Annotated in this window: 15 protein-coding genes, 1 tRNA gene and 1 pseudogene; 8 read left to right on the plus strand and 9 right to left on the minus strand. The window is 68.1% G+C overall.

Features of this window, described 5'->3' with window-relative positions:
• Window positions 1-100: 100 nt before the first annotated feature.
• From BDK92_RS04570 to BDK92_RS04585, 4 genes are all read right to left on the minus strand, one after another.
• Window positions 101-745 (minus strand): response regulator, encoded by a 645-nt coding sequence (locus tag BDK92_RS04570; protein ID WP_121154877.1) that lies wholly within the window; start codon window positions 743-745, stop codon window positions 101-103.
• A gap of 47 nt (window positions 746-792) precedes the next feature.
• Window positions 793-2,133 carry a sensor histidine kinase gene (locus tag BDK92_RS04575; RefSeq protein WP_170208498.1) on the minus strand — a complete coding sequence of 447 codons (1,341 nt, stop codon included), beginning with the start codon at window positions 2,131-2,133 and terminating at the stop codon, window positions 793-795.
• Between the two features lie 74 nt (window positions 2,134-2,207).
• On the minus strand, window positions 2,208-4,280 hold the full coding sequence (locus BDK92_RS04580) for a serine hydrolase domain-containing protein (RefSeq protein WP_121154883.1): 2,073 nt from the start codon (window positions 4,278-4,280) through the stop codon (window positions 2,208-2,210).
• 741 nt (window positions 4,281-5,021) lie between these two features.
• The gene (locus tag BDK92_RS04585) at window positions 5,022-5,945 is read right to left on the minus strand and encodes an SDR family NAD(P)-dependent oxidoreductase (protein WP_246016810.1); all 924 of its coding nucleotides are present in this window, start codon (window positions 5,943-5,945) and stop codon (window positions 5,022-5,024) included.
• A 155-nt stretch (window positions 5,946-6,100) separates the two neighbouring features.
• On the opposite strand from BDK92_RS04585, the gene BDK92_RS04590 reads away from it, so the two are divergent.
• Window positions 6,101-6,748 carry a TetR/AcrR family transcriptional regulator gene (locus BDK92_RS04590; protein WP_121154888.1) on the plus strand — a complete coding sequence of 216 codons (648 nt, stop codon included), beginning with the start codon at window positions 6,101-6,103 and terminating at the stop codon, window positions 6,746-6,748.
• A 220-nt stretch (window positions 6,749-6,968) separates the two neighbouring features.
• Here the strand turns inward: BDK92_RS04590 and BDK92_RS04595 are convergent, their stop codons facing one another.
• Window positions 6,969-7,823: an ATP-dependent DNA ligase gene (locus tag BDK92_RS04595; protein ID WP_121154890.1), complete on the minus strand. Its 855-nt coding sequence runs from the start codon at window positions 7,821-7,823 to the stop codon at window positions 6,969-6,971.
• A gap of 222 nt (window positions 7,824-8,045) precedes the next feature.
• Here BDK92_RS04595 and BDK92_RS04600 point away from each other — a divergent pair, with 222 nt between their 5' ends.
• Entirely contained in the window at window positions 8,046-8,513 is a 468-nt protein-coding gene (locus BDK92_RS04600; RefSeq protein WP_121154893.1) for a DUF4259 domain-containing protein, read from the plus strand.
• 312 nt (window positions 8,514-8,825) lie between these two features.
• On the opposite strand, the gene BDK92_RS04605 is transcribed toward BDK92_RS04600, so the two are convergent.
• A complete protein-coding gene (locus tag BDK92_RS04605; protein WP_147456911.1) occupies window positions 8,826-9,431 on the minus strand; it encodes a hypothetical protein in 606 nt (201 codons plus the stop codon).
• 204 nt (window positions 9,432-9,635) lie between these two features.
• Between BDK92_RS04605 and BDK92_RS04610 the strand changes: the two genes are divergently transcribed.
• Window positions 9,636-10,274 carry a DUF4240 domain-containing protein gene (locus BDK92_RS04610; RefSeq protein WP_246016812.1) on the plus strand — a complete coding sequence of 213 codons (639 nt, stop codon included), beginning with the start codon at window positions 9,636-9,638 and terminating at the stop codon, window positions 10,272-10,274.
• Between the two features lie 202 nt (window positions 10,275-10,476).
• Here the strand turns inward: BDK92_RS04610 and BDK92_RS04615 are convergent, their stop codons facing one another.
• Complete coding sequence (locus BDK92_RS04615) at window positions 10,477-11,862, minus strand: IS701 family transposase (RefSeq protein WP_121154897.1); 1,386 nt, start codon at window positions 11,860-11,862, stop codon at window positions 10,477-10,479.
• Between the two features lie 261 nt (window positions 11,863-12,123).
• Between BDK92_RS04615 and BDK92_RS04620 the strand changes: the two genes are divergently transcribed.
• Window positions 12,124-13,311, plus strand: coding sequence for an IS701 family transposase (locus BDK92_RS04620; protein ID WP_425462209.1), 1,188 nt, complete (start codon window positions 12,124-12,126; stop codon window positions 13,309-13,311).
• A gap of 136 nt (window positions 13,312-13,447) precedes the next feature.
• Here the strand turns inward: BDK92_RS04620 and BDK92_RS04625 are convergent.
• Window positions 13,448-14,247, minus strand: a protein-coding gene (locus tag BDK92_RS04625; RefSeq protein ID WP_170208850.1) for an IS5 family transposase whose coding sequence is annotated in 2 segments (ribosomal slippage) — window positions 13,448-13,911 and window positions 13,911-14,247 — 801 coding nt in all. Because the reading frame shifts where the segments join, the coding sequence is not laid out codon by codon here.
• Between the two features lie 464 nt (window positions 14,248-14,711).
• On the opposite strand from BDK92_RS04625, the gene ltrA reads away from it, so the two are divergent.
• The 3 genes and pseudogenes from ltrA (at window position 14,712) to BDK92_RS40980 (ending at window position 18,843) form a co-directional block, all read left to right on the plus strand.
• On the plus strand, window positions 14,712-16,169 hold the full coding sequence (gene ltrA / locus BDK92_RS04630) for a group II intron reverse transcriptase/maturase (protein ID WP_121154904.1): 1,458 nt from the start codon (window positions 14,712-14,714) through the stop codon (window positions 16,167-16,169).
• 1,078 nt (window positions 16,170-17,247) lie between these two features.
• A pseudogene (locus BDK92_RS40975) lies at window positions 17,248-18,081 on the plus strand (recombinase family protein); the annotation flags it as partial.
• 153 nt (window positions 18,082-18,234) lie between these two features.
• Complete coding sequence (locus BDK92_RS40980; RefSeq protein WP_342775889.1) at window positions 18,235-18,843, plus strand: hypothetical protein; 609 nt, start codon at window positions 18,235-18,237, stop codon at window positions 18,841-18,843.
• On the opposite strand, the gene BDK92_RS04640 is transcribed toward BDK92_RS40980, so the two are convergent.
• Window positions 18,825-18,908, minus strand: a tRNA-Leu gene (locus BDK92_RS04640). The two genes, BDK92_RS40980 and BDK92_RS04640, sit on opposite strands and share 19 nt — an antisense overlap.
• A gap of 418 nt (window positions 18,909-19,326) precedes the next feature.
• On the opposite strand from BDK92_RS04640, the gene BDK92_RS04645 reads away from it, so the two are divergent.
• Window positions 19,327-20,598, plus strand: coding sequence for a fibronectin type III domain-containing protein (locus tag BDK92_RS04645; protein ID WP_246016813.1), 1,272 nt, complete (start codon window positions 19,327-19,329; stop codon window positions 20,596-20,598).
• The last annotated feature ends 308 nt before the right edge of the window (window positions 20,599-20,906 follow it).

A 20,906-nucleotide genomic window follows, 5' to 3' on the forward strand; every position in this document is an offset into this window, starting at 1 on the left:
GGGCTTGCCGGCGACCGCGCGGGTAGCCCGGGAGTTGCGGGACGCGATCTGCGAGTTCTACCTGCACGCCGGTGTCACCCTCCCCGTCCTCGGCTGACTGTCAGCTCGGGGTCAACCCGTTCTGGTACGCCCACACCACGGTCTGCACCCGGTCCCGTACGCCGATCTTGGTCATCGCCCGCCCGAGGTGTGACTTGACCGTGCTGGTCTCGATAAAGAGTTCGTCGGCGATCTCGTTGTTGGACAGCCCTTTGGCGAGCAACCGTACGATCTCGGCTTCGCGCGGGGTGAGCTGGTGCGCCGCCGCGGACTCGGGCGGTGCCGCCGGTCGCCGCCGGGCGAACTCCGAGATCACCCGGCGGGTCACGGCCTGGTCGACGAGACCGTAGCCGTTCGCCAGCCGACGGATCGCGTCGATCAGGTCCTCCGGCTCGCAGTCTTTGAGGATGAAGCCACTGGCCCCGGATTCGAGTGCGCCGAAGACGTACTCGTCGAGGTCGAACGTGGTCACCACCAGGATGGCTGGCGGCGACTCGGGCGAGCCGGCGAGGATCTCGCGGGTCGCGGTGAGCCCGTCGCCGCCGGGCATCCGGACATCCATGCAGATGACGTCGGGGCGCAGCCGGGCGGCCACCGCCACCGCGGACGATCCGCTGGACGCCTCCGCCACCACCTCGATGTCGTCCGCCTGCGCCAGGAGCACCCGGAAACCAGCCCGCACCACCGTCTGGTCGTCGACCAGCATCACTCGGATCGTCCCAGCGCCAGTCTCGGCCCCATTCCCAGAACCGCTCACGACGGGTCCCCTCCCTTTGATGTCAGCGTCGCTGTGACGGACCAGCCGCCTTCGGTCGTCGGCCCGGCCGCGAAACGTGCGCCGATCAACTGCGCCCGTTCCCGCATGCCGATCAGCCCGACTCCGCTGCTGGTGCGCGCCGCCGGTTCGGGACGCCGCGCTGGCGGATCGTTCATCACCGCCAGCGACACCTCTCGCGGCAGGTAGCGCAGCGTGATCAGCACCGGGGCGCCCGGCGCGTGTTGCCGCGCGTTGGACAGCGACTCCTGCACCATCCGATAGAGAGCGACGTCGGCGATCGGCGGCACCGGACGTGGCGGCCCTTCACCCACGAACTCGACCGGTGTGCCCAGGTCCCGAGCGGTCCGGACCAGGTCGTCGAGCACGGCCAAGCCTGGCACCGGAACGCTTCCTTCGCCATGGTGGCCGGGTGTGTCGCCGCCGCCGCTGCTGTCGGCCGGGGTGCCGCGCAGCACCCCGACCACCAGCCGCAGGTTGTTCAGGGTTTCCTTGCCCTGGGACCGGATCCAGGCCACGCCGGCCTTCGCCGCGTCCGGGTCCCGGTCAATCAGCCGGTGGACCGCCGCCGCCTGCACCACCATGCCGGACAGGTGGTGCGCGGCGACATCGTGCAGTTCCCGAGCCATCTGGGTGCGTTCCGCGCCGAGCGCGGCCTGCACCTTCGCCTGCTGGGCCCGGACCGCCTCGGCGGCCTGCAGGCGTAGCAGCTGCGTGTAGCGTCGGCGGGTCGCCACGTAGTTGCCGACGAGGACCGCAGCGAGATTGGACAGTGCGCTCGACCCGGCAGGGCCGACAGCCGACAGCAGAAGGTCCGGCGTCGTGACGGCGGCGGTGCCGAACGCCGCTGTCGCCTCGATCGCCACCGCCGCGCCGACCAGCACGAACGCCGTCCGGGCCGGCAGCAGAACCCCGATGGTGTACGCGACGATGAACGGTGCGAATGCCCGGAGCGTCGCCTCTGGTGGGGACAGGGTGATCATGGCGACCTGAAGGCCGACGATGCCGGCGAGGCAGAGCAGCGGGCGGACCCGGCGCAGGCAGAGCAGCAGCGCCTGCCCGACCCCGAGGGCGACGAGCAGCCAGGCCCGCACCGGGTCGACCACGATTTCGCCCGGTGACGTCGCGCCCCGGAACAGAGCCGCCATCAACGTGAACGTCAGCCCGGCGACGACGGCCGCGAGCAGACAGTCCCGGGCGAACCGCCCGGTCACCCCGAGGTTGGCGAGCAGTAGGTCCACCCGCTTCGTCAGCCGGGGCTGGTCCGCCGGACCGGTTGGCTCGGCGGTGACCGGGCCGCCTCCGATGTGGTCGTTCACCGTGTCAGCATCCTCTGCTCGCAGATCGAGACGGATCGGGGAGGGGTGGGTCGGGAAGGGATCGGTCGAAACCGTCAGTAGGAGATGTTCGGCGAGAGCAGCATGAACTCGACGGCGAACCATCCCGTACCGGCGAGGGCCAGCAGGACCAGCGCGCTGCCGGCGGTCCGCGACCAGCCGACCCGCCGACGGACGTCGTCCACCAGCCGGACCGCTGCGGGGATCACCCCGAGCAGGCCGATCATCTGGGCCACCTGCACGCTCCGCATCGAGACGGTGGAGAGATCCTCCAGGCCCATGATGAGCACCAGGCTTCCGACCCAGCCGCCGACCGCGAGCAGGGCACAGCCGACTGCGACGCGGCTCAGGATGCGCGCGGTGCGTCCAGCCCGATCACGCGGTGCCCGCCGCCGCAGCCGGCGACCGATCGCCCCGATCGGCCAGGCCAGGACGGTGAGCAGGAGGATGACCACCGAGCCGACGATCACCGGGATGGCCAGATAGGTGCTGCGCGCGGTATCTACGGGCACCAGGGCGAACGCGGAGTCGAAAACGATCGCGTCGACCCGGCCGTCGACCGCTCGCATCGCGATCGTTTCCTGGCCGCCCACCTCGCGCCAGACCCAGGGCTCGATCTCTTCGTAGACGGCGGAGGTATCGGACATCGGACGCGGTTCGAGCAGCAGCCGGCCGTCATCGCGGACGCTCACCGTGGTACGCCCGGACAGGCCGATCACGGTCAGGAAGTTGCTCTCGATCGCGCGGGAGCTCTCGTAGGTGCCGGCGGCCATCGCGGCCCGCTCGGCCGTACCCGAGGCGTCGGTGGTCGGGGCGGCCAGTTCGGTCGCCGGCGCGTTGTTCGCCGCCGCGCCGGGCACCGCCGGGAAGTAACGGTCGGCGAAGGCTTTCGTCAGCCCCTGTCGCAGCTTGTGGTTGGCCAGCCCCGACGTACCGGTGCTGTTGAGCGAGATGAACAGGCCGGCGCCCTCGTCCGGGTAGATCTGCAGGTGGGTGTGGAAGTAGAGGGTGTCGCCGCCGTGGCCGATGATCCGGTGGCCGTTGCGGCTCTCGTCGAAGAACCCGAGGGTCATCCGGGGTGCACCGGCGAGGGTGCCGAGCGTGGTGGCGTCGAGCGCTGGCTGGTGCATCAGGTCGAGCGTCGGCTTGTCCAGTATCGGGGTGTCGCCGACCGGTTCGCCCAGGTGGGCGAGCATGAACCGGGCCATGTCCGGGGCCGAGGCGCTCATCGACCCGGCGGGCGGGGTGCCGATGATCTCGAAGTACCCGGCGGGGGACGACGCGTTGTCGTATCCGTTCGAAACGCGGCCGGCCAGGTCGGCGGGGAGCGGCTGGGCGAATGAGGACGATGTCATGCCGAGGCGGTCGAAGACGTTACGGTCGACGTACTCCTCGAACGGGATGCCACTGACCCGTTCGACGATGTATCCGGCGAGCGAGTTGCCGTAGTTGGAGTAGGCCGGCACGGTGCCCGGCCGGTAGATCTGCTCCGGCGGGTCGGTGACCAGAGCGTCGCGTAGGACGGCCTCGGTGCCTTCCTTGCCGATGAGGCCGGCGATCCGTTCCTCGAACCCGGCGGTGTGGGTCAGCAGGTGCCGCAGGGTGATCGGCTCGTCGAAGTTGCGGGGGATGGTGAAGTCGAGGTAGCCGGCGATGTCGGCGTCGAGGTTGACCTTGCCGTCCTGGACGAGTTGCATCGCGGCGGTGGCGGTGGCGAGCTTCGACACCGACCCGATCCGGAACAGGTGCTGCTCGGGGTCGACCGGCACCGGCTCGGTGCCCTCGCCACCGGTGTCGACGTGGCCGTACCCCCGGGTGGTGACGGTCTCACCGTCGTTGACGACGGCGACCGTTGCCCCGGCGATGTCATTGGCTTCCAGCGCGGCCGGGAGCATCTCGTCGAGCCAGGCGTTCACGTCGCTGGCGTTCAGCACGCCCGGTTCGACGGCTGCCGCCGGGGTGTCGCTCGTCGGGGCCGGCTCCTGCGCGGCACCGGCACCGCAGCCGGCGACGCCCGCCGAGACGACGACCGCGGTTGCCAGGGCGGCACCGAGACGCCGCAGGCGGAAAGCCGGCCGGGACAGGTACGACCGGGAAGCGGTCTGCTCTGGTGCATCGTTCTGGTTCATACCCGAGAGCCTGCTGCAGCGGCACCGCCGCGCCATCTGGCGCAGGACCACACTCGACTTACGACTTAAGTAGGAGGCTCAACCAGCGATCAAGCCGGACCATACCGCCGACCGGCCCCGCAGATCGGCCGGGCTCGCGGCAACGACGTAGTGCCGCTGATCGGCGTACCCGAACCAGCCGGCGCGCCTGTTGACCACGCCATTGCCGTACCTCCTGGCCTCGACCCTACGTCCGAACCGGCGCCGGACGGCGCACCATCGACGGCACCGACAGGCGGCGGCACCGGGAGTTCGGGAAACATGACACGGCGCGCTCGCCGGCACCAAGTGGCGGCTCCACGGGTGCTGCGACACCGAGAAGCTGTCACGGACGTTTCCGGACCCGGATGGATTTCGGCCCATCGCACAATAGCAACGGACATCCGCGATCTTCGACGTACAGCGGGACCTGCGGGTATGTGGCCGGACCAGCCGAGCCGTATGACGGGAGACTGTCACGTACGGATCTGTGAGGCCGGAGGGAGAGACTCCCTCCGGCTACTCGGCCGCCATGATCTGGCTGCGCCGACCGGCACGGCCACGGCTGCTATCCGTTGGCCGCGCCTTACACGCGACACTAGTTGGCCGACCTTGCAACATTACGATCCTCGATGATTCCAGCGGCAGAACGATGGTAAGGAATCGGGTATCGCCATGATTGGATGCACGCACATCGAAAGGATCGCGTGGGCGATCAGGATGTCAGGATGCGATTGAGAGGTGCAGGTGCTCTACCGTTTCCCAGAGCTGTCGTTCACGATCGGGGTCGTAGGACTCCTTGGACGAGGAGACTTCTCGTGTGCGGTCGATGTAGGAACCGGAAGGTGCCGGGATGCGTCCGAGCGCGACGTCGGCGAGGTGTTGGCCGGCCTTCTTCTGGCTCGAGGCTATCGGGGTCAGCGTCATCAGCGGCATGATCCGTCGCCCCACGAACCGGACGGCTGCGCCTGCTTCGCGGCTCAGGCCGGTGCCGGGCACGAACCCGGGGTTGTAGGCGACAATGTCGACACCCTGTGGCAAACGTCGTGCGTACTCGTGGACGAGGTATATCGCGGCGAGCTTGCTGGTGGAGTATGCGGTCCCTCCTGCCGCGACGGTGTTCGGCTTCGGGAACGCGCGGATGCGGGCCAGGCTCGCAGGGGCTTGCCATGACGGCGCGGGCATCATTCCCGCGTTGTGGCGAAAGTCGCCGAAGTGAGCGTCGCTGACGGTGAGAACGATCCGTGACGGCGCCTTAAATCGGTCCTGTAGAAGGCGGAGAAGGACGTGATTGGCGAGGACATTGACGGCGAATGTCGCCTCGAACCCGTCCGGGCTCTCCGTGACGTTGTTCGTGTAGAGCAGGCCGGCGTTGCCGACGAATCCACGCAGCGGCGGCAGATCTCCCGTATCGACCCGTTGGATCAGTTCGTCAGCCGCCGCACGAACGCTGCCCAGCGACAACAGGTCCGTCGGGATTGATGTCACGGCGCGTCCGCCTTGGCCCAGATGATCGGCAAGCTCAGTTCCCGCGGCGCCACGGGCTAGGAGCACGAGGTGCGCCTCAGGATCGCCTTCGAGAATGCGCTCGACGGCGACACGGCCGAACCCCCGGGTTGCGCCGGTCATGATAATGGTGTGGGTCACAGAATTCTCCCTTGTTGAGCCCGACGGGCTGCCGCTGATGGGGCGGTCTGTGCCCTGCTCACCCATATAACTATGCCACGTAAATTTACTGTGTATAGCTACGGTAGCGCTCCTTTACTCGGTCGTCAACGCCTTTACGAGGTAAAGTAAGCCGCATGTCACCCCGACCCCCCGCCTCCGAACGACTCGACCGCGACGAGGTCCTGTCCACCGCCCTCGCCCTCGCCGACGCCGACGGACTCGACGCCGTCACGCTGCGCCGGGTCGCCGCCGCCTGGAACGTCACACCCATGGCGCTGTACTGGCACTTCAAGGACAAGGACGCCCTGCTCGACGCGCTGGTCGAACGGATCCTCGGCGAGGTGGACCTGACCGCCAGCGGCAAGGCCGACCTGCGAACCGTGATGACGGCTCTGCTGCGCGTCCTGCGTGCGCACCCCGCCCTCGCCGAGATCACGCCGACCCGCTTCATGCGCACGGACGCCGGCATCGATCTGGCCGAGCGGGTCATCGCACTGCTGCGCGCCGAGGGGCACTCGCCGGTGGCCGCCGCCCAGCTAAGCATCTTCCTGCTCAACGCGCTGATCGGGTTGGTGATCCGCCAGCCGGGTGACCCCGCCGCCGCCGACCCGGCCCTGCGGGAGTCCCTGCTCACAGCCAAGCGCGCGCGACTGAAGTCACTCTCCTCGCAGGACTACCCCCACCTGACCGAAACCGCCGACTTCTTCCTCGGCCTGCCCGACGAGCAGGAGTACTACGAGCGAGGTCTGACCATGCTCCTCGACGGGGTACGTCTCACCTGACCAGCCGAGCACAGAGGACTCTGCGAAGCTCCCGCAAGGACCGGTGCCCACGTACGCGCAGCACCGAGACCGAGCCGCCGACGCACCGGTAACGGCCGCCCGGCCAGTGCCCGGCGGTAGGCAAACACCGACCGGTGCGCGACCAATCCGAGGATGAAATCGCACGGGGCGATCGCAGGTAGTGGGTACATCACCGTAGCGCTTCAACCCGAAGATGGACTCAAATAGACTCTTTGATTCGGCGCACTACTCTCGACAATTGCGGATGCAGCCGACGGCGGTTCAGTGCTCGGATGCGAAGCAGGCGCAGGGGGTGCCGCCATCGGCCGTGTTCCCAGGCGACGTCCGCGCTCACCTCAACGACAATCACCGGCTCGACCGGGATGTAGTCAAGGGGCTGGGGGCGGTCGAACTGACCGGTCCACGCGGGCGGTAGCGACTGTGGCCACGGGTGCCGCTGGTACGGTCCCCGCCACGCGGCGACGGGTAACAGGGCGCCGAGTTCCTGGCGTTGTGCGGTTGGTAGGGGGACGGCGCGACCGACGTGGCGCAGTCGTCCGGCGGAGTCGAATCGTCCGAGCAGGAGCGTGGCCGGGTCGGTCAGGCTGCCGACGACGCCACCGACCACTGCCTCGGCACTGACCCGCTTTTTGGTCTTGATCCAGTCAGCTCGCCCTAGCCGGTAGGTTCCCGCCAGGGCCTTGACCACCACGCCCTCGATACCCAAATCCCCGCCGTGGTCGTACCAGGCGAGCGCCAGGTCCCGGTCGGTGGTCTGCGGGCATAGCGGCAGCTCGGGTGGGGCGTCAGCGAGCAGACGCGTCAGGCGGGCTCGACGGGCCGCCAGCGGTAGGCGAAGCATCTCGACTCCTACTTCCTGTAGCAAGTCGAAGATCACCAGGTACGTGGGGTGCCGGCGAACCTCATCGACGATACGGCGGCCGGCGGTAACACGCCGTTGCAACAGCGCGAACGAGGTCCGCTGCCGGCCAGCCGCCCAGGCGACCAGTTCCCCGTCGACGATCGTCCCGGGTGGCAGGGTCGAGGCGAGGCGCTGACACACGTCTGCTGGCACCGTCGGATATCAGAATGGTCCGAATTGCCTGGGGTTACGGCCATGGCGGCGCCCCTACGGTGTTTCGCTCGGCAGGGCCACCCCATGCGGGGCGCTGGGGCCCAGTGCGCCGCACGCTCTGGATGGCGACTGAAAGCCCGCGCGGCTTCCGAATCTGTCGAATAGAGTGCGTCGACGACAGCTGTCCGGCCTGGGCGTCCGGTGCGATGGAGCTGGTGGCTGATGGGAACCTGGGGGGACGGTCCCTTCGACAACGACCAGGCGATGGACATCATCGGCGAGCTGGCGGAGCTGGAGGAGGGCGAGCGGCGGGAGCACATCCAGAGGCTCTTCGCCACGGTGCTCGACCCTTCCTCCGCCCCCGCCGATGCCGAGGTGCCGTTCTGGCCGAAGGAGGTCATCGCCGCTGCGTCCCTCATCGCGCTGGTGCTGCCCGGCGGGTCGGTCGTGTTCGACCCAGAGAGCTCGGACGACTACGACCCGGAGGCCGAGGAGAACGCGGACGACGAGTGGTTGGACGCGCTTCTGCCCGAACCCGGCGGCGAGTTGATCAGGCTGGCGTCCGAGGCTCTCCAGGTTGTCGCCGACCCGGACAGCAAGTGGTTCATCGACTGGGTCGGCGGAGACGACGAAGAAGCCGAATGGTTGGCGAGCATCGTCCGAGTACTAAACGATGGTGCTCGCCGATAAGCGCAGAGAGTGCGCCGTAACAAGGGCAAGGACGAGAGCGAAGAGGGAAAGGACGGCGAGGCACGCGATAGCCCGCGTACTCATGTCCAGGCTTTTTTGTTCTGGGTTCAAGCCGGACGGAGGCGAACCGATGCGAACTTCCTCTCATGGCCGCGATCAGGGAGCTACGGAACGTCACGGCGAATTGGGTTGCCCAGCTCCCTTGTCCGTACCGCGCTCCGGGATGCTTCAAGCGCTCGATCATGCCGATTGAGCATGTACGGTCGCGCCGGTGTGACGGAACCCTACCGATGGCCACTGGTGCTGTACCGGTCAGGTGGGCTGCGTGTCCCGCCAGCGTGGAAGATCGACGTCCGGCGCTTCCGGGCTGGTGAGGTGGAACGGCACACCGACATGCTGGGCGACAGCCCGCCCCTGCTCGGTCGCCCGCCGCGCCTCCGGCCAGGGCGGCACCTGGCCGTTGAACAGGCGGATGTCACCGCCGTGTCGCAGCGCCGTCAACGGCACCTCGTCGAAGCGGCCGTGGTGCCGGCCCGGCCGCCGCACGATTGCGACCAGGTCGACGTACCAGCCCTGCGTGTCACCGTCCCACAGTGCTTCGACGGCGACGACCGGTGCGGTGATGGCGGCCGTCTTCTCGATCAGCTGCGCGGTCGTCGGTAGCGGTGGCTCCGGCTCGACGAGACCCCGCCGGTCCAATTCGGCGCGGCGCTCGATCAGCAGATCCTGCGCCTGATACAGACCGGGCGGCGGCTGCAGTCCGCCTTCCCGACGCAGGAGGACGACAGCCGCGATCAGCCGGCGCGCGCACAGCAGCTCGTCGATCCGGTCCCGCAGTTGCGGGCTCAGCGCGTCCCACCAGGCGTCGTGCGCATGCATGCCGTATTGTCGCCGATCATGTCGGACAGCAATCAGCACCGACGGCCGCGGCGCTGACGCACCATCCGGATCTGCCGTGAGGCGCGATCGAGGCCTCGGGTTCAGCGCATACCTTGTCGCTGCACGGCCTGTCCGATGACACGACCTCCTGCAGTCCGGGCACAAATGTTTCGGGGCGCCCGAGGCGAGCGGGCGATGCGGTGGCAGTACGAGGCGGCAAACGGGCGGTCGTACGCGTGATGTGTGAACGGCATCCTGAATCCTGGGTGCACCCGCAACGATGCCGACCACACCCGGCGGGCCGCGGGGCATGGCAGGATCGCGGGCATGGCGATCATGGATTGGGACGAGTTCTGGGCGATCGTCGACCGCGCACGCGAGGGCGTCGACGACACCCGGACCGGCGAAGGCGCCGAGGAAGTGGCGGAGCGCATCGGGGGCCGCCTCACCGAACTGGGCCGGGAAGCGGCCGTCGGGTTCGACCTCCGGTATGACGCGCTCGCCGCGGAGTCATACGACTGGAACCTCTGGGGCGCTGCCTACCTCATGAAAGGGGGCTGCTCCGACGACGCCTTCGACTACTTCCGCGGCTGGCTCGTCGCGCAGGGCCGCAGCACCTGGGAGCGGGCACTGCGGGATCCGGACACGCTCGCCGAACTCGGCATCGATTCCGACGACGACTTCCTCGAGTGCGAGGACATGCTCGGCGTCGGGCGAGCGGCGTTCGACGAGGACGAGGACTTCTACGCCGCCCTCGACGCGGCGCGCGCCGAGCTGCCCGCAGACACATTCAACGGGCCGCTACTCGGCGACGACTTCGATCACGATGACGACAGCGAGGTGCGCACCCGCTACCCCCGCCTGGCCGAGATCTACCTCTAGTCCGAGGACGGCGGCACGTCCAGGTCCATGTCGTCCGGGATGCCCTCGCACGGCACACCCTGGACTTCGTCGGCGTGGGCGACCAGGTACGCCCGCGTCCTAGTAGTGCTTTGTTAGGTTGGTACGAGTTGGTGGCAGAGAGGGCAGAATCCGAGCCAGGTCGCGAGTGTGTATTGCAGTTCGCGGAGGACGGCGTACAGGCTCAGTTCTGCCCTGCTGCTTTTGGGTGTGTCAGCCGTAGTTGGGTGAGGAACAGTTGGGCGGCTGTGGCGAGGGTGACGTGGCGGTGCCAGCCGATCCAGGAGCGGCCTTCGAAGTGGTCGAGTCCGAGGGCGGTTTTGAGTTCGCGGTAGTCGTGCTCGATACGCCAGCGGCTTTTTGCCAGACGGACCAGTTCGGTCAGTGGTGTGGTGGAGGGTAGGTCGGACAGCCAGTAGTCGGTGGGTTCGTCCTGGCCGGGTGGCCATTGCGCGAGTAGCCAGCATTCGGGCAGGACTCCGTCGTCACCACAGTCGGGTCCGCGTTGGATGGCTCGGCCGGCGGGGCGGACGCGCAGGGCGAGGAAGTGTCCGGACAGTTCGGTGGGCCGGGTCGAGGCGTGGTCGGTGGCGGGGAGCCGGTCACGCCAGCGCACCATTGTGGTGGCTTCGATGCCGTGGGCGAGGGTCAGGTCCTTGACGCTGCGGGCGGGTTGTGGGTAGCGCGGGGTGGGATAGGGGCCGATCCCGGCGTAGTCGACTTCGACCGGGTGGGCGGTGCCGGGTTGGGCTGTGGTCGTGGATGTGGTGGCCACGATGTAGCGGATGTCGCGTTCGGTCAGGCCTTGGCGGAACTCGGCGACTTGGCCGTAGCCGGCGTCAGCGGTCAGCAGCGGCGGGTGCTGGCCCCACCCGGCCAGTTCATCGAGCATTTCCAGGGCCATCATCCACTTTGGCCGGTACCGTTCATCGTCGGGAAGTTTCGAGGCTGCCCGCCGCCGCAGGATCTGGGCGATCTGTTCCTCGCGTGGTAACTGCTTACGTGTGTGGGGTTTCTTCGCCCCGGCCGCGTCAAGGGTGGTTGGCTGCCGGCGCAGCCGGCGGGCGTGCGGGTTCGCGATCTTCCCGTCGGTGTCGGGGACGCAGGACTTGTCCCAGGACTCGGGTACGAACAGCCGCCAGTTCAGCACGGCCGAAGCGGTGTCGGTCGCGGCGTGGATGCTGACGGCGATTTGGCAGTTGCCGACCTTGCCGAGGGTGCCGGAGTACTGCCGGGACACGCACGCCGACGCCTTGCCGTCCTTGGGGAACCCGGTGTCGTCGACCACCCACATCTGCGGGTCCACCACATCGGCGGCGACCGCGGCCAGCCGCCGCCGTACACCAGCGACGTCCCAGGTCGACGAGGTCAGGAACTGCTGCAACTGCTGGTGGTCCACACCGAGCCGCCGCGCCATCGGCTGCATCGACTTACGCCGACCATCCAGCATCAGCCCTCGCAGATACCGAAGACCCGTCGCCCGCTGATCCGATCGCGGTAACCCCGCGAACACCCCAGCCGCGAAGTCCTCCAGCCGCGTCCGTACCGATGCGAGTCCCTGCTCGTCCACACCCGGAAGCCAAACACGTCCCAAACAGCCCTACAAGCGACACACCGGAACAACCTAACAAAGCACTACTAGGTCCGCCGCTCTAGTACTCCAGCCGCGTTTGGCGAATTGAGCGTTCTCGCAGCTCAGTACCGGTTCTAGCTCGGCGAGCGAAGACGAAGCTACCAGATGCGCGTCGATGTCCCCTGCGGGAAGTCTGAGTGCTGTCGCACGGCGTGTCTGCTGCCACTGTTCGAGGATCAGTCATCTTCTCTGCTTGTGTTGATCGATGAGTTTGCCGGTTGGTCGTCGGGTCTGGATGACCTGGTGGCACGGTTCGCCCACCGGTTCGGGCGGGCTGAGCCTCGGCGGCAGGCCCGTAGTTACCTGCTCGGACTCTTGTCGCCCCTGGCCGACAAGAACGGCTGGACCCTCGCGGAGGCCGCCGGGGACAAGACCCCGGACCGGATGCAACGGCTGCTGAACAAAGCCGAATGGGATGCGGACGCTGTCCGCGACGACCTGCGTGGTTACGTCAGTGACCAGTTGGGCGCACCCGACGGTGTGCTGGTGGTCGATGAGACCGGGTTTCTGAAGAAGGGTGTGAAGTCGGCCGGGGTGCAACGTCAGTACTCGGGCACCGCCGGGCGGACCGAGAACTGCCAACTCGGGGTGTTTCTGGCCTACGCCACCTCGAATGGCCGCACGTTGGTCGACCGTGAGTTGTACTTGCCCCGCGGCTGGTGCGACGACCAGGCGCGTCGCGAAGAAGCGGCGATCGGTAAGTCGGTCGCGTTCGCCACGAAACCCGCCCTGGGGCTGCGGATGATCGGCCGCGCCCTCGACGCGGGGCTGCCCGCCCGGTGGGTCACCGCGGACGAGGCGTACGGGCAGGACTCGAAGTTCCGGCTCTGGCTGCAGGAACGCAAGGTTGGTTACGTCCTGGCCGTGCCACGCAGCCAGAAGGTTCCCACCGACACGGGCAGCGCCCGCGCGGACTTCCTCGCCGCCCGGGCGCCGGCCCTGGCCTGGCAACGACGCAGCTGCGGCGACGGCGTCAAAGGCCCACGCCTGTACGACTGGGCGGTCGCATCCCTGCCCGACACCGGCACCGCCGGGCACGGGTTCACCCGCTGGCTACTGATCCGCCGCAGCATTACTAGACTGGACGACCTGGCCTACTACCTGTGCCACGGACCGGCCGGCACCGGGGACGAGGAACTGATCCGGGTCGCGGGCACCCGGTGGGCGATCGAGGAGTGCTTCCAGACCGCGAAGAGCGAAGTCGGCCTCGACCACTACCAGGTCCGTCGTTACGACGCCTGGTACCGGCACATAACGCTGGTTATGGTGGCGCACGCCTACCTCGCCGTCACCGCCGCCCACGCGGAAAAAGGGGATCCGAACCCGCCCGGCGGGGACTCATCCCTCTTACCCTCGGCGAGGTCCGACGTCTCCTGGCACACCTGATCACCCGGGCTCGACCACTGGATCACGTCTATCGATGGTCATCGTGGCGTCGTCGCCACCAATACCGAGCCAAAGTGAGCCACTACCAGCGAAGACTCAAAATCCAGCAGATGCGGCTGGAGTATTATTAGAACTCCTAACTCTTTGAGTGTTGGAGTCGGCGCCAGCAGATGATGGCGCAGGCGAGGGTGAGGAAGGCTTCGTGGATGTCGTCGCGGATCTCCCAGCGGATGCGTAGGCGGCGGAACCAGTGCAGCAGGGCGATGGTCTGCTCGACGACCCAGCGCCGGGTGCCGAGTCCGGAGCCGTGGCCGGTGCCGCGTCGAGCGATGACCGGGGTGATGCCCTTGGCCCGTAGCTCACGGCGGTAGCAGTCGAAGTCGTAGCCCCGGTCGGCGTAGATCCGTTCCGGTCGCTGCCGTGGTCGGCCGCGGATGCCCTTGATCCGTGGCACCTTGTCGACCAGGGGCAGCAGTTGGGTGACGTCGTGGCGGTTCCCGCCGGTCAGGCTCGCGGCGAGGGGAATGCCGCCCGCGTCGGTGATGACGTGGTGTTTCGAGCCTGGCTTGCGGCGATCGACCGGGCTCGGACCGGTTTTGGGCCACCCTTGAGCGCCCGGACATGGGAGCCATCGATCACCGCCCGGGACATGTCCAACTGACCCGCAGCCCGGAGTCTGCCGAGCAGTACCTCATGCAGCTGTTGCCACACGCCGGCATCGTTCCAGTCCCGCAACCGGCGCCAGCAGGTCATCCCCGATCCGAAGCCGAGCTCTTGAGGCAGGTACTCCCACGGAATCGCGGTGTAGAGCACGAACAGGATCCCGCACAAGACCTTGCGATCGTCGAGGGGCTTGCGGCCAGGGTAACGATGCCGGCGTGGCGGTCGAGGTGGCAGCAACGGTGCGATCTCGGCCCACAGATCGTCCGAGACGATCCACGGTGGCTGCTCACCCCTCCTCACGTTCAGACAGAACGATCCTTACGTCCCGAGGACACGCCCAACATCATTTCGTTAGGAGTTCTTAATGGGTTACCGGCTCGAACCTGGTGGATCAGGGCCGGACGACGGTGATTTCCCGAAAGCGTCATGCGACCGGGGAGCTTCTGGGCTGGATTGGATTGCCGGTCCGGGAGGCTGCGGGGAACTCTGCGGTGTACCCGTAGCAAGGCCGTCAGGGGCAAAGTCGGGCTCCTCCTTCGACGAACGAGCAGCAGTGAACACGGGAACCACCCGGCCGCGACTCCCGAGCCGTCCGCGTCCAGCGGACCAGTCCGGGATAGGCGCACCGACCGCTGAACGGGTCGGGTGGGGCGGAGCCGCCGTAGTACTCCGAGCCGGGGAAAGCCCGTGCACATGGGGAAGGGCGGCAGCGGTTACGCGAAGGGATGGATGCTGTAATGCCGCAAGACGCGCCGCCGAACGGCGACGCCCGTCTGGACGCGAGTCCGGTTCGGCGGGTAGCGGAGATGCAGGCCAAACTTCATCGTTGGGCGGCGGCCGAACGTGGCCGCCGGTTCGATGACCTGTTCAACCTCGTGCACGACCCGGCGACGCTGATCATGGCGTTCGACCGGGTCGCCGGTAACCGGGGCGCACGCACTCCCGGCGTCGACGGCCTGACCGTCGACCATCTCGAGGAGTCGATCGGCGTCCCCGGGTTCCTGACCGACCTGCGTGCCCAGTTGAAGGCGGGCACGTTCCGGCCGTTGCCGGTGCGGGAGCGCAAGATCCCGAAGCCCGGCGGGTCGGGCAAGGTCCGCCGCCTCGGTATTCCGACCGTGGCGGACCGGGTCGTGCAGGCGGCGTTGAAGCTGGTGCTGGAACCGATCTTCGAGGCCGACTTCGAGCCGGTCTCCTACGGGTTCCGACCCCAGCGGCGGGCCCAGGACGCGATCGCCGACATCCACCTCTACGGCACCAACGGGTACCGGTGGGTGCTCGACGCGGACATCGAAGCGTGCTTCGACTCCATCGACCACACCGTGTTGATGGACCGCGTCCGAGCACGGGTGAAGGACAAACGCGTTCTGGCACTGGTGAAGGCGTTCCTCAAAGCCGGAGTGCTCACCGAACTCGGTGACCGGCGGAACACCCACACCGGCACGCCGCAGGGCGGCATCCTGTCTCCGCTGCTGGCCAACATCGCGCTGTCGGTGCTCGACGAGCACCTGATGCAGCCGTGGAAGCCGGGCGAGACAATGTCGACCAGCGGTCGCCGTAACTACCGGCGCAGCCGAGGGTTGCCGACGTGGCGGTTGGTCCGCTACGCCGATGACTTCGTGGTCCTCGTCCACGGAACAGAGGACCACACGGCCGCGCTACGCGAGGACGTCGCCGCTGTGCTCGCTCCGCTGGGCCTGCGCCTGTCGCCGGCCAAGACGCGGATAGTGCACATGAGCGACGGGTTCGACTTCCTCGGCTTCCACATCCGGTGGCGGCGTAAGCGAGGCTCGAACCGGTGGCACGTGTACACCTTCATCGCCCGGCGACCGACCAGGTCGCTGAAAGCGAAGATCCGAGCACTGACCCGCAGGACATCGCAGCAGGACCTCGGGTTCGTGCTGACCCGGCTCAACCAGGTCACGCACGGCTGGGCCAACTACTTCCGGCACGCCGTCGCCAAGCACACCTTCCACACCCTGGACCGGTTCACCTGGCAACGGCTGATCAGGATGCTGATGCACCGACACCGCTGGAACTGGAGGGCCGTCCGCAGACGATTCACCACGCCAACTGGCAGGTGGCTACCCATCACCGCGGACGGGACCGAGCATCGACCGATAGCGGCCATCCCCGTGACCCGCTACCGACGACGCACGATCCCCGACCCCTGGCCCGCACCCGACAACGCCTGACGACAGCAACCGTGGAGAGCCCGTTGCGCGGAGACGCGCACGGCGGGTTCGGCGAGCGGCCTGGAGAAACGGACCAGCGGCAACGCTGACACCGCGCTCCAGGCCGACTCAACTAGTCCGATGCCCTTCCCGAAGGGCGACAGGGCTTCAGGGGCTTCGGGTCGCTTCCATGTCAATCCGGCTGCACATGCACCCGCAGGTCCGACGCCTCATAGACGAGCGCAGGTTCCCAGACTCCCCGCCGCGAGGTACAAATCCGGTTCGATCCTCCTCCGTGGCATCGAACCGGCCGAGCTGTAGATGTGCCGCAAACGGGTTTTCATGATCAACTAGTCCGTAGCCCCGCGTCATCAGCGGCATAAGTGTGAACGGCCACACGAGGTGGCCCTCTCTCCCAGGAACCCCGACAGCCCTCACCCAACCCGTAACCAGCGAGCCAACCAATGACACCGCGGCCGGTGCCCCTAACAGGGCACCGGCCGCAACCACGTGCCCACACGGACACCACCAAGGAGACCCTGCAATGCCTACGTCATCTCGCGCTCAGCGATCCGCTAACCCCGCCCTGTGCCCAACCACGACTAGACCGACAACCGCCACGCACACGAGACGCCCCCTGTCCACCTCCCCTGCCGGCCACGCCACGGTGGCCACCAACCCCACTCCAGAGGACCTCAATCGCCACCCTCAGCTAGGTCGACCCTCGGATGGGGGCACATGACCCCGCCAACCGGACGCGCAGGGCACCGGGAAGAGCAGCACAACGAATCCCCAACAGCCCCTCCCGTTCTCACCGCGCGACTTGACCCGACGGGCCAAGTCGACCGTTCATGGACGGTCGACAACGACAGACGCCCAACGTCCGCCGACGCCAAAGTCGTAACCCCTCCCGAGGAGCCACCCGACCTACATCCAGGGGCCGCCGCAGCCCTACTGACCCTCCTCCAGCACGTGAGCGACAAACGCCGAAACATCCAGGAACAGGAGTAGCAGTGAACACCCCCAACAGAGACCCTTCGCCTTCTACGGCCGCGTATCAACGGAAGACAACCAGGACCCCGAATCGTCACGCGGCTGGCAGCTCACCCGCGCGCACGCCCTGATCCAGCCACACGGGGGTCACATCGCGGCGGAATTCTTCGACGTGGGCCAAAGCCGATCTCTCCCTTGGCAACGCCGCACCCAGGCAAGTCTGCTTCTCGCCGCCCTACGCAACCCATCACGCGGTTTCTCGGCGGTCGTCGTCGGAGAACCGCACCGCGCCTTCTACGGCAACCAGTTCGGACTGACCGTGCCGCTCTTCACCCACTACGGCGTCGAACTGTGGGTACCCGAGATCGGCGGCCCGATCGACCCCGACAACGAAGCCCACGAACTGGTCATGTCCGTCTTCGGCGGCATGAGCAAGGGCGAACGCAACCGAATCAAACTACGCGTCCGCACCGCCATGGCCGCCCAGACCCTCCTCGAAGGCCGATACCTGGGCGGACGCCCACCCTACGGCTACACCCTGCGCGACCTCGGCCCCCACCCCAACCCAGCCAAGGCCGCCGACGGCAAGCAACTACGCGGCCTCACCCCCGACAAGCAGACCGCACCGATCGTCCAGCGGATCTTCACCGAATTCCTCGCCGGCAACGGAATCTTCACCATCGCCGAAGGACTCACCGCCGACCACCACCCCTGCCCCTCAGCCCACGACCGCGCCCGCAACCGGCACCGCAGCGGCATCGCCTGGTCCAAAAGCGCCGTCCGCGTCATCCTGACCAACCCCCGCTACACCGGCCGGCAAGTATGGAACAAGCAACGCACCGACGAGGTACTCCTCGACGTCGACGACGTCGCCATGGGCCACACCGGTGTCCTCCGCTGGAACCCGACCAACAAGTGGATCATCTCCAAAGAGATCACCCACGAACCACTCATCGACGACACCACCTTCGAACAGGCCCAGGCCCTCCTACAACGACGCGGCCGAGGGACAGGTGGCCAGCACGTCAAGCACCGCACCCGAAACCCATACATCTTCCGCGGCAGGATCCACTGCGCCGCCTGCGACCGACGAATGCAAGGCCAGTACAACCACGGCGCCGCCTACTACCGCTGCCGGTTCCCCCAGGAATACGCACTCGCCAACCAGATCGAACACCCCCGCAACGTCTACCTCCGCGAAGACACCCTCACCGACACGCTCGACACCTGGCTGGCCTCCGCCTTCACCCCACACCACATCGAAAAAACGATCACCGCGATCACCGACGCCCAACCCGCCGAACACCCAACCGCCCTCACCACGGCAGCCGAAGCGATCATCGCCGAGTGCGACGCCAAGCTGGAGCGCTACCGCGCCACCCTCGACGCCGGCGCCGACCCCACGGTCGTCACCGCCTGGATCACCCAGACCCAGGCCGAACGCACCCGCGCCGAAGCCGACCTACACGCACAGACACACACAACACCCAAACGAATGAGCCGCACAGAGATCACATCCCTCGTGCAGGCACTCGGCGACATCGTCACCGTGCTACGCGACGCCGACCCCGCCGACAAGGCCGAGGTCTACCGACAACTCGGACTCCGACTGACCTACTACCCGGAAACAGAAACGGTGCGCACCGAGATTGATCTCAATGCGCACCGTGGGGTATTGGTACGTGTCCGAGGGGGGACTTGAACCCCCACGCCCTATACGGGCACTAGCACCTCAAGCTAGCGCGTCTGCCATTCCGCCACCCGGACTTACATGTCGTCTCCGCCGTTGACCTTGGTCGGTTTTACCTTCCAAGTGCTGCCCGGCGGGCCGCTCGGTGGATTACTGTACACGGCAGAGGTGGATCATGCACAACGCCCACCGGACACCCCTTCTGACCAGGACAAACTTCCGATCGGGGCGGCATTCGCCAGCCCTCACGCCTCCCCCACCGACGGACCGAGACGAGAACGCGTACGGACTCGGGCGGGCCGGGACGGCACGCCGCCCGCCACCCGGCCCGCACCCGTACCCGGCCGGCGGCGTGCGCTCGACAGCGTCGTCCGGCACCTGCGGGAGAGCGTTGTCCGGTACCCGACACGGGTGCTGGTCGGTCCACCTCCGGTGCCCGGGTCCGGGTGCGGGCCGGGTGGCGAGGTGACCGGTGGGGCGGGCACGATGGCGGGCGTGTCCCAGCCCCCGCCCCTACCCGCCGTCCGACGTAACGCGCAGGCGCTCTCCGACGCCGGTGACTCCCCCGCCGCCCGCCGGCTGCTCGCCCAGGCGATCGAGGCCGGTCGACCGGCGTACGGGGAGGACGACCGGGAGGTGCTCGCCACCGCCCACCTGCTCGCGCGGCTGCACACCCAGGCCGATGACCCGGCTGCTGCCCGGCGGGCGCTGGAGGAGGCGCTAGCCGCGGGTCTGCGCCGCTGGGGCGACGCCGATCCGCTGCTCCTGGCGATCTCGTTCGATCTGGGCACGGTCGCCGAGGAGTTGGGCAACCGGCACGAGGCCCGCCGCAACTTCACCCGGGTGGCCACCGCCGGGCCGGCGGCGCTCGGCGAGGACCACTGGACGGTACGGGCGGCGCGCGAGTACCTCGGCGGCGCTGCTTCGACCGGCAGTGGCGCGAGCGTCGGCGAACCGGTCGCGCCCGTACGCCCGCCGGTGGAGGCGGCCGTCGCACCGCCGCCCGCCCCGGTCCCGGCTCCCGCGCCGGCCCTGACCTCCGCGCGGTACGAGATGCCACGACCCCAGCCGTTATCGGCGCCACCCGTTTCAACGCCCCCGATATCGGCGCCACCCGTTTCAGCGCCACCGGTATCGGCGCCCCCCGTGTCAGGCCCGCCGATGGTGTCGAGCGCGGCAGCGGCGGCAGCAGCCGCACCGACCCAGGCTCTGCCGACGGTGGCGCCGCCGTCGGCGTACCCGGTGATGCCGAACCAGGTGCTGCCGGCGTACCAGACGATCTCCACGCCGCCTCCGGCGGCGCCGGCGCCCGCCCCGGCGGCCCGAAGTTACGGCGCGGTGATCGCGGCCGGGATCGCGGCCGCGGCGGCGCTGCTGGCGGCGACCGTGGTGGTGGTCGTGACCCTGCTCGATCATCAACCTGCCCAGCCGACCGCTCCTGTCGCCGATCCGACCGGCGGTGCCAGTGGCCGGGCGAACACCGGGCCGGAGGCTGGCGGTGCCCCACCGACCCAGTTGGCGCTGCGTGACGAGGGTACGGCGGTCACGGTGAGCTGGAACGACCCGAGCGCGGGTACGGTGTCGTTCATCCTGGCCGGTGGCCGCCGTTCGCAGCCGCTCGGTCCGATGGCGACGATCGACCCGGGCAGTACGAGCTACACGGTCAACGGGTTGAACGCGCGGGTGGACTACTGCTTCACCGTGGTCGCCGTCTACTCGACCGAGGTGGTCGCCACGTCGGAACAGGTCTGCACGACGCGCGACTGAACGGGTCGGTACGACGCGCGACTGAACGGGTCGCATCGCCCGGACCTGCGACAACTGTCCGAACCGACAGGACGGTTCGGCCGTGCGCACCGGCTGTGTCCACAGGTCTACCCGGCGGGTTCCCACCTGTATTGACCAGCCCATATGATGGCACCCGGTTCCTGGGAGGCGCGCGGTCGTATTCGGCCGCGATCAGTTGGGAAGGCGGCCGGCTGTGGTCACCACAGACAACGGCACCACGAGCACCAACGAGCCCGGCGACGGCCCGGAGTCGACGACCGGCGGCACGCCGGTCCGGCGCCGGTCCC

Origin of the sequence: Micromonospora pisi (assembly GCF_003633685.1) — a bacterium.
GTDB classification, from domain to species: domain Bacteria; phylum Actinomycetota; class Actinomycetes; order Mycobacteriales; family Micromonosporaceae; genus Micromonospora_G; species Micromonospora_G pisi.

Excerpts from the sequence above, each read along its gene's own strand:
- BDK92_RS40980 (WP_342775889.1), top strand. The coding sequence starts at position 18,235 with ATGCAAGGCCAGTACAACCACGGCGCCGCCTACTACCGCTGCCGGTTC.
- BDK92_RS04600 (WP_121154893.1), top strand. The coding sequence starts at position 8,046 with ATGGGAACCTGGGGGGACGGTCCCTTCGACAACGACCAGGCGATGGAC.
- BDK92_RS04570 (WP_121154877.1), bottom strand. The coding sequence starts at position 745 with ATGCTGGTCGACGACCAGACGGTGGTGCGGGCTGGTTTCCGGGTGCTC.
- ltrA (WP_121154904.1), top strand. The coding sequence starts at position 14,712 with ATGCCGCAAGACGCGCCGCCGAACGGCGACGCCCGTCTGGACGCGAGT.
- BDK92_RS04590 (WP_121154888.1), top strand. The coding sequence starts at position 6,101 with ATGTCACCCCGACCCCCCGCCTCCGAACGACTCGACCGCGACGAGGTC.
- BDK92_RS04580 (WP_121154883.1), bottom strand. The coding sequence starts at position 4,280 with ATGAACCAGAACGATGCACCAGAGCAGACCGCTTCCCGGTCGTACCTG.